At 41.7% G+C, this 8,823-nt stretch carries 13 protein-coding genes; all 13 read left to right on the top strand.

Going from position 1 to position 8,823, the window contains the following annotated elements; translation table 11 throughout:
- On the top strand, positions 1–744 hold a 744-nt coding region (locus SSCH_RS02020; protein WP_198142098.1), incomplete at its 5' end, for a monomethylamine:corrinoid methyltransferase.
- Between the two features lie 116 nt (positions 745–860).
- A complete protein-coding gene (locus SSCH_RS02015; protein WP_044664013.1) occupies positions 861–1,529 on the top strand; it encodes a maleate cis-trans isomerase family protein in 669 nt (222 codons plus the stop codon).
- Positions 1,530–1,784: 255 nt separating this feature from the next.
- Positions 1,785–2,030: a hypothetical protein gene (locus SSCH_RS02010; RefSeq protein WP_198142097.1), complete on the top strand. Its 246-nt coding sequence runs from the start codon at positions 1,785–1,787 to the stop codon at positions 2,028–2,030.
- On the top strand, positions 2,018–3,511 hold the full coding sequence (locus SSCH_RS02005; RefSeq protein ID WP_198142096.1) for a sodium:solute symporter family protein: 1,494 nt from the start codon (positions 2,018–2,020) through the stop codon (positions 3,509–3,511). Before SSCH_RS02010 ends, SSCH_RS02005 begins: the two co-directional genes overlap by 13 nt.
- Positions 3,512–3,613: 102 nt before the next feature.
- Complete coding sequence (locus SSCH_RS20690; protein WP_156972034.1) at positions 3,614–3,763, top strand: FAD binding domain-containing protein; 150 nt, start codon at positions 3,614–3,616, stop codon at positions 3,761–3,763.
- A 10-nt stretch (positions 3,764–3,773) separates the two neighbouring features.
- On the top strand, positions 3,774–4,496 hold the full coding sequence (locus tag SSCH_RS20685) for an FAD binding domain-containing protein (RefSeq protein WP_332306882.1): 723 nt from the start codon (positions 3,774–3,776) through the stop codon (positions 4,494–4,496).
- Positions 4,496–4,996 carry a (2Fe-2S)-binding protein gene (locus SSCH_RS01995; RefSeq protein ID WP_044664010.1) on the top strand — a complete coding sequence of 167 codons (501 nt, stop codon included), beginning with the start codon at positions 4,496–4,498 and terminating at the stop codon, positions 4,994–4,996. The genes SSCH_RS20685 and SSCH_RS01995 overlap by 1 nt, the downstream gene beginning before the upstream one ends.
- Positions 4,993–5,226 carry a hypothetical protein gene (locus tag SSCH_RS16050; protein ID WP_052835203.1) on the top strand — a complete coding sequence of 78 codons (234 nt, stop codon included), beginning with the start codon at positions 4,993–4,995 and terminating at the stop codon, positions 5,224–5,226. The genes SSCH_RS01995 and SSCH_RS16050 overlap by 4 nt, the downstream gene beginning before the upstream one ends.
- Positions 5,227–5,260: 34 nt before the next feature.
- Positions 5,261–6,274, top strand: a complete 1,014-nt coding sequence (locus SSCH_RS01990) for a xanthine dehydrogenase family protein molybdopterin-binding subunit (protein WP_052835202.1) — start codon at positions 5,261–5,263, stop codon at positions 6,272–6,274.
- On the top strand, positions 6,271–6,642 hold the full coding sequence (locus tag SSCH_RS18690; protein WP_052835201.1) for a molybdopterin cofactor-binding domain-containing protein: 372 nt from the start codon (positions 6,271–6,273) through the stop codon (positions 6,640–6,642). Before SSCH_RS01990 ends, SSCH_RS18690 begins: the two co-directional genes overlap by 4 nt.
- Complete coding sequence (locus SSCH_RS17200) at positions 6,623–7,255, top strand: xanthine dehydrogenase family protein molybdopterin-binding subunit (RefSeq protein ID WP_052835200.1); 633 nt, start codon at positions 6,623–6,625, stop codon at positions 7,253–7,255. The genes SSCH_RS18690 and SSCH_RS17200 overlap by 20 nt, the downstream gene beginning before the upstream one ends.
- Positions 7,256–7,560: 305 nt before the next feature.
- Positions 7,561–8,262: a corrinoid protein gene (locus tag SSCH_RS01980; protein WP_044664009.1), complete on the top strand. Its 702-nt coding sequence runs from the start codon at positions 7,561–7,563 to the stop codon at positions 8,260–8,262.
- Between the two features lie 15 nt (positions 8,263–8,277).
- Complete coding sequence (locus tag SSCH_RS01975; protein WP_044664008.1) at positions 8,278–8,778, top strand: monomethylamine:corrinoid methyltransferase; 501 nt, start codon at positions 8,278–8,280, stop codon at positions 8,776–8,778.
- Positions 8,779–8,823 lie beyond the last annotated feature (45 nt).

Genomic DNA, 8,823 nt, shown 5'->3' with positions numbered 1-8,823 from the left:
TTGCCTGCATTAAGCGAGGGCAATAACATAGCAATTTCTCTCAACCCGCCAGAATTAAAGACCACATACGGCAATATTCACAGAGTAGTGCAGGGGATAAACTACGGTTTATACTTGCGGGTTGCCTGTAGTTCATTTATCGGAGGCTACGCTGGCCCAACAGAAGGCGCTGTCTTGACCAACATCGCCTCCGATTTACTGATACCGGCTGTACTTGGAGCTCACTATACAGGTTCGTACATCTATGATACACGGTACTTCGGAAACATCGGTAGGAATGCCCTGTGGGCAAACAGTGTATCTATCCAGGCTGTCAGCAGAAATACCAACCTGATGCGCTCCAAGATCGTAAACGAGAACGCAGGTCCCTGTACAGAAGAATTCCTGTACCAGGCTGCAGTAGGGTTGATGAACCACTGCGTATCAGGTGCAGAATCATCGATTCAGCCGAGATCTGCCGCAGGGAAATACCCGAACCACATTACCCCAGTTGAGTGCTGGTGGTGTGGAGAAGTCTTCAAAGCCTGTGCTGGAATGACAAGAAAGAAAGCAAACGAGATTGCCAATGTGTTAATTCCCAAGTATGAAGACAGGCTTTACGATCCACCTAAAGGCAAATCCAACAGAGAATGCTTTGACTTTTCAACATTTACTCCTACGAAAGAGTATCAGGATATCTACAACAAAGTCAAGCAGGAGTGCATAGATTTAGGTATTCCTTTAAATCCTGCTAGCTCCTGGTAAATTAACTAATTACATGTTGCCGGTCTCTGGTGAGCAAGAACAGCACCAGAGACCGCGCACCATGTACATAAACAAACCAACAACATTATAGCACAAATAAATAGAGGTGATATGTTTTGTCAAGCAGTAAAAGGATTGGTTTAATTGTCCCTTCTTCCAACAGTGTGATGGAAGTTGACTTTTACCGCAACTTACCGAAAAATATTACACTTCATGTCGCCCGGATGTATCTTTATGATACCACTGTAGCTGGAGAAGAAGAGATGTTAGATGTGCATTTTCCAAAAGCATTAAGTGATCTGGCCACTGTGGTACCGGATGCGGTAGTTTTTGGATGTACTTCTGCAGGTGCCCTACGCGGTAATGCTTATGATGCCGAATTATGCAAACGTATAACAGATGTTGCTAAATGTCCGAGTGTTAGTGTGATTGCCAGCGCAAGGAAAGCGACAGAAAGACTAAAACTGAAAAAAATTGCAGTGATTACACCGTATATTGAAGCATTAAATCAACGAATCAAGGCTAGCCTGGAGGATGATGGGGTCGAGGTAGTAGCTATTCACGGTCTAGGGATAGATCATAACCATTCAATTGGGATGGTGGAACCGGAAGAAATACACCAGTTTACGATGGAGAAGGTTAAAGGACTTGCAATTGATGGTGTGTTTTTATCCTGTACAAACTTCAGAGCTATGGAAGTATATAAGGATTTACAGGAGGAACTTGGTGTTCCGGTTATAACCAGCAACCAAGTTGCTTTGGAGAGTGCTTTAGAAGTGTTTTAATAAACTATACTGGCATGTAAAAAGCTAGTTTTTTTTTAGTAGCATAGAGCGGGGGAAGGGGGTAAAATAAAAAGATATGCAGCAACTATTATAGTATCCGATCATGCTAGGTGAAATAGATAAAATTGTTGCTTCTTCTCTACTACTGCCAGGGCTGATTGTTTAAATTCAGCTTTATTCCAGTGGTTGCATTCCGAAAATCCCGAATATGCACATTTTTAATGGCTTCACTAAAAAAAGGGAGGTCCAGTTAAGATGGCATATAAATATGAAAGTAACAAATCGGTAACCCCAATTGATAATGCCTTAATCGAAAAACTAAAAAAATCACGGAATAAGTGGGCTTTAATTTTTCTTGTTCTTGTGTGTCTTGCTTATATAGTTCCATATACTATGTTAACCAATGTCCCTAAAGTATATGGAGCTTTTCTATTCTGGTGGGTCTACATAGCTGCTGTTGTTGTTTGTATATTAACTATTATAAAGGATTGGAGGGATTAAAAATGAATGCAACCACTATATGGGTAGTCCTAGTTGTTTACATAGCTATTGGGACGATTATAGCCTTAATTTCTAGAAGAGGAATGGGAGAAGGACTAACTGAGTACTTCCTTGCCAATCGCGGTGTCAGCGGGCTTATAGCGGCTGGTACATACAGTGCTACTTCGTACAGCGCATTTATGACTATTGGGTTGGCTGGTCTTGTTTACAAAGGTGGAGTAGGTGCATTAGGTTTTGAACTCCTTTACCTTTCTGGCATGCTGCTGGTTGTATTCTTTGGCCCTCGCATCTGGTTGGCAGGTAAAAAGTATGGTTACATTACTCCATATGAAATGCTTGCGGATCGATTTAAGAGCAAGCATATAGCCATAATTTCAGCAATAGTAGCCCTATTATTTTTGGTTCCATATGCTGCAGTTCAGTTGATGGGTGTCGGCTATCTGATGGAAGGGCTTACTGGTGGCAGCATAGCCTTTATGACCGGTGTGATATTTGCTACTGTATTAGCTGTTTTTTGGGCATTAATTGCAGGAATGCGTTCGGTTGCTTGGACGGATACCTTAATGGCGATTCTTATGCTTGTGGCCACTTTGCTTTGTCTTTTTGCTGTTGTTAATAATGGTCTTGGTGGATATGTTAACATGTTTGCAACTTTAGAGAAAGACCTGGCAGCATATATGACTGTTCCTGGTCCTGGCTATTTCACATTTGGTACTTTTTTATCAATGTCTCTACCATGGTTCTTTTTCAGTCTTGCCACTCCACATGTTACCCAACGACTGTATATAAACAAGAATATGAAAAGCATGCAGACTATGCTTAAAGCTTTTCTGGCTTTTGGTGCAATCTATACAATGGCTGCAGTACTTTGGGGCTTCTCTGCAAAAATATTAGTTCCACCTTTACAGAACCCCGACATGGCAACTCCGACACTGTTGTCAATGCCTATGGTGCCAACATGGGTGGCGGTGCTGCTGATGGTGGGGATTGTTGCTGCTTGTATATCTACTATTGATTCTATTTTGCTATGCTTATCATCGCTTGTATCAAAAGATATCTATAGCAATCTGGTTTCTAATGTGAGTGAGCGCAGTCAATTGATACTAGGCCAAGTATGTATTATTATTTTGGCAGTTGCTTTTATGTTGTTCGCAAGTTTAAAGCTTGATTTGATCGGGGTTCTTTCTGTAGCAAGTTCAGCGGGTCTGTTGGTAACGGTTCCAACTATTTTTGGTGCTTTCTTCTGGAAACGCGGTACCGCTGCGGGAGCAATATCCAGTATTGTACTGGGGGCTTGTTTGAGTCTGTACATGCAGTACGCCGGGGTAACCTTTTTGGGACTCGGGGCTGGCATATGGACACTTGTTTTATCCACTGTTGTTTTTGTAGTGGTTAGCTTGTTAACACAACCACCAACCGAAAAGGCAGAAGAGTTTATTGGATATCTTGACAAGGCTCTAGCTGAAAAGAATGCCATATAACTAGTTACTATTACGTGGTGGATGGACTATGTGGGTACAACCAGGCACTTGGTGTCTGGTTGTACCTAACATAGATAATAATAAATATAGGGAGGTTTGAAGATGGGATTCGATGTTATATCTCCTGCTAATATCGATGAAGCGCTGTATTATCTAGATAAGTTTAAACAGCTAATTCACCCGATAGCTGGCGGGACGAACATGTTAGTTGATGTAAAACGACAAAAAGTAAAACCTACACAAGCTTCTTGATCTAACTAAACTGGATGAACTTAAAAAAATCGAATCAAATGGTTCTAAAATAACAATCGGCTCATTAGTTACACATACTCAATTACACGGCCATCCTTTATTTAAGTCTTTTCCTTTACAAATGTTATCTCAGGCAGCAGCAATGGTAGGTGCTCCTGCTATTAGAAATAGGGGCACTGTCGGCGGTAATATACAAAGCGCATCACCTGCTGCTGATGTGGTAGTACCCTTGTTAGCGCTTGATGCTAAACTTGTGCTGGCCTCAATAGGTGGGAAAAGGGAAATATATCTAAAAGATTTTCATTTAGGTCCCGGGAAGACTGATAGGAAGCCCGAGGAGTTAATAACTGAGATTCGTTTTGATTGCTTGGAAGATGACAGAAGTGTTTTCTATAAGTTGGGACAGAGAAATGCTTTGGCAATTGCAATAGTATCCTTGGCCTTACAAATAAGCTTCTCCAGTCAGAATGAGGTAACTAAAGTTGCAATTGCTTTAGGTTCTGTTGCTCCCACTGCAGTGAGAGCCAGTAATACAGAGGATTATTTATTAGGTAAAACTTTAACTGATGAAACAATTAGGATGGCAAGAGAGATGTTAACCAAGGACATTAAGCCTATTAGCGATCTTCGGGCCTCTTCTGAATACCGTGATTCTGCCAGTCAAGTGCTGTTAGCACGAGCACTGAAGAGTGTAATGCCAAATAGCAATACATCATGTAGGGGGGCAGTGTGATGGCGACTAGGAAAATTAGCTTTACTATAAACGGAGAAAAGGTTGAAGTATCTGTTAATGAGGATTGGACACTGCTAAAAATGATACGTGATGTATTAAAACTCAAAGGCACAAAGGAAGGATGCGGAGAAGGTGATTGTGGGGCGTGTACCGTTCTGGTAGATAATGCTCCCGTAAACTCATGTTTAGTTCTTGCCGTACAGGTTGAGGGGAAAGAGGTTTTAACCATTGAAGGGCTTGGAACTGCCGAAAAACTGCATCCCCTGCAGCAGGCATTTATTGATGAAGGGGCAGTGCAGTGTGGTTATTGTACACCTGGTATGATTTTGGCATCAAAGGCACTGCTTGATGCTAATCCTCAACCGAATGACGAAGAAATTAAGACTGCGCTTTCAGGTAATTTGTGCCGCTGTACAGGATACAAGAAGATATTCAAGGCTGTTCATTCAGCCAGTAAGTGTATGCTTCAAGACACTCAACAAGAGGAGGGAACCGAATGAGCTCCTTGCGTGTTGTGGGTAAACCTAAAAAAAGAGTAGACGCCTTGGAGAAAGTGCTGGGAAAAGCGGTGTATGCCGGAGATATTGATAGAGAGAATATGTTGGTGGGGAAAATATTTCGGAGTAAATATCCTCATGCTCTAATTAAGAGTATCGATAAATCCAAAGCCTTAGCTATACCTGGTGTGCGGGCAGTATTGACCGCAGCAGACATTAAAAAAAGGTACTAATCGCTATGGTCTTGCAGTCCAGGACCAGGAAGTGTTGGTAGAAAAAAAGGTTCGTTATATTGGTGATCCAGTAGCTGCGGTTGCTGCAGATACAGAAGAAATAGCAGAAGAAGCTTTAAATAAAATTGAAGTGGAATATGAAGTACTGCCAGTAATAGACAATATAGAAAAGGCATTAGCTCCTGGTGCTCCGCATGTTCATGAGCAGGGAAATCTTCTTCAGCATACTAAGCTTAGAAAAGGTAATATAGAAAAGGGCAGAGCAGAGTCTTATGTAACAGTAAAAGATAGATACACTACTCAATGGGTTGAGCATGCATATTTGGAACCGGAAACAACACTGGCAGAGGTAGATATCCATGGCAACCTTACCGTGTATACATCAACACAATATGCTTTTCGAGATAGGAGACAAATCGCTGCCGCCCTGGGTATTGATGTTAGCAAAGTCAGAGTAATTCAAGCGGTTACAGGTGGCGGCTTCGGGGCAAAAGATGATATGAACGGCGAAGTTCATGCTAGTTTATTAGCATTGGCGACCAAGAGACCGGTTAAATTTGTATATACTAGAGAAGAATCTTTTAAAACCTCTTATAAACGACACAGGTTTTTAGTTGAATGCGAAACTGGAATTACCAGGAATGGCAAATTGACCTTCATGGAAGCTAGTGTCTATGGGGATACTGGGCCTTATGCAGCTTTGGGTATGTTTGTTGTCAAAAAGGCTGGTATACACCTGGCAGGTCCCTATGAAATTCCAAACATTAAAGTTGATACTTATACTGTATATACTAACAACTGCCTTTCAGGGAGTTTTCGTGGGTTTGGTGTGCCTGAAGCGGCTTTTATACATGAATCCCAAATGGATCAATTGGCTACGAAAATCGGTATTTCTCCATTTGAAATAAGAAAATTGAATTGTTTTCAGGTCGGCTCCCTTACTGCAACAAGCCAGAAATTAGAACATAGCATAGGGATCGGAGCAACCATAAGCAAGATAGAAGAAGTATACGAAAATTGGTTACAGGAAAGGGGTGAGAAAGTATGACGAAAAAACGTGGTATTGGAATAGCCTCGAACCTTTATGGGATTGGATATGGCTTTAATCGCCCGGATCATGCTGCTGCATACATAGAAATTGGTGAAGACGGGACAATCACTTTACTTACCGGTTGTGCGGAAATTGGCCAGGGTTCCAGTACTATACTTGCTCAAATTGCAGCCGAAGAGTTAGGTATTGATTATGAAAGTGTCAGGATTATAACGGCGGATACCAGTGTTACCCCCGATGCGGGGCCTACAACTGCCAGCAGGCAGGCATTTGTATCTGGTAATGCTGTAAAACAGGCAGCTCAAGAGGTTAAAAAACAAATTAATTTCTACAGCAGCAGCAGAATTGCAGGTCGACGCAGGTGAATTATATGTACAAGATGGCAAAATAACCAATAATGAAAAAGCCATGGAAGTAAATGAAGCGGCTAAGCTTCTTCACCAGAAAGGGAAACGCTTTATTGGACTTGGATGGTATGAAATTACTATGCCAGATGTTGACCCGGAAACAAACCAAGGACATGCTTATGTGACCTATATCTATGCAACCCAAATGGCAGAAGTAGAAGTTGATACAGAAACAGGGGTAGTGAGTGTTTTACGTATAGCTGCGGCTCACGATGTTGGAAAAGCGCTCAATCCCCAAACAGTAGAAGGTCAAATAGAAGGTTCATGTGCTCAGGGGATGGGGTATGCTTTAACAGAAAACATTATTATGAAAGATGGGGTCATGCTGAATAAAGGGTTGGCAGATTACTCAATTCCTACAGCATTGGATGCACCTGAGATTTCATGTTATATAGTCGAAGATGAAGATCCGAACGGGCCATATGGTGCCAAAGGTATTGGTGAAGGGGCAATTATTCCAACAGCTCCTGCAATAATTAACGCTATTTATGATGCAGTTGGGGTAAGAATAACCGATATGCCGGCATCCCCTGAAAAAATACTATCTTTGCTTAAGGAGAAAGAAGAATAAGCAAGAAAAATGCGTTGTTGATCTTCAAGAGATGAAAAGGACCTGTTCAGGTCCTTTTTTTATAAGTAAGGCAACTTTTCGATTGAGGTAAGCCAGGATGCCGGAGTTTAGTCTATAGCCTAAAGAATAGGTATCTAAGATTGGTTTACAGCCCAAAGGAAGGGGTATCTATTATGAAGAAAACTATAGCCAAGAACCAGTAAGGCCTAAGGTTGCTCCTAATGAACGGCAAAAAGCGCGCAGTTGCCATAAGCATTAAGGAGAAAAGAGATTGAATTACTAAAAAACATTTGGAGGTGGAGAATATGAAAGATTATGTTGAAGAACTGCGAGAAGCAATAATCAACGGTGACCGAGAAGAAGCTGAAGCGATAACTAAAAAGGCGCTGGAAAGCAACATAGACCCACAGGTTCTGATCCAAGAGGCTGGCTCCAAAGCAATGGATATCGTGGGTCAGCGGTTTAACGACTTTGAGATCTTTCTTCCCGATTTAACACTTGCAGCAGATGCAATGAAGGGCTCAGTAGGCTTAATTATTGAGAAGTTAAAAGAAACAGGTGGCGGTGGAGAAGATAGTGTTGCCAATGTTGTATTAGGTACCTGTTTTGGTGATATGCATGATATCGGCAAGAACCTTGTATCAGTATTGATGGCAACAGCAGGGATGCAGGTACACGATATTGGGGTTGATGTTAAGGTAAAAGACTTTATCCAAAAAGCAGAAGAAGTAGATGCCAAAATTATCGCCATGTCTTCATTGTTGTCTACATCATTACCCTTCATGGAAGATTTAATACGTATTTTAAAAGAAAAGAATCTCAGGGACAAGTACTACGTTATTGTAGGAGGCGGACCAGTAACACCGGAATTTGCAGTTGAAATTGGAGCAGATGCTTATGGTAGAAGTGCTGTGGATGCTCGTGAAATATGCAAGCAACTGCTATCCAGTGGGAAGAAACCGCCATTTGAGAAGCCGGTAATTCTTGGCGATTTAAAAACTAATTAAGAGGAGGTGCCGAAGATGAAATCAATGATGACACTAATCAACACTTTAGAAAAGACAGATCATGGTCCGTATTGTTCAGAATTTGACTGGGACAATAAAGTACTGCCGAGAGCAGTTAAAGATAAGCTGAAAAAATACGGATTAGAAAAGACATGTGTAACAGACAATCCGATCAACTGCGATGATGACCTGGCAGATACCTTTTTTAAGGCAGGTTATGAACTGGCCCTTGAACTTGGAATTTACTGCAGGGATACAGAACGCATCATTAAAGTTTCCGAAGAAGAACTTGAGGCTTCCTTAAGATATGCTCCCAGCGAAATAACACTTGGTACCGGAGAAGACGAAGTTGTCTTGAAGAAACGAAACCCAGAAGATCCTCATCCACCATTGCTAGAAGCTTCTCTATGTATTACAGTTGATGAAGACCTCTATGTTCCCATGGTAGAGGGGATAGCCAAGAACAGACACGTAGACATTTTACACGGGCCTTCTTTTGCCACAATCCAATTCTAGCAGTTGATGCAGATGCCAACGCCAATCTCAACGAGGCATTAGGAT

It is taken from the genome of Syntrophaceticus schinkii (genome assembly GCF_000946815.1).
GTDB classification, from domain to species: domain Bacteria; phylum Bacillota; class DSM-12270; order Thermacetogeniales; family Thermacetogeniaceae; genus Syntrophaceticus; species Syntrophaceticus schinkii.
Note: the sequence above shows the minus strand (reverse complement) of the source record. Positions and strands in the feature narration are given on the sequence as shown.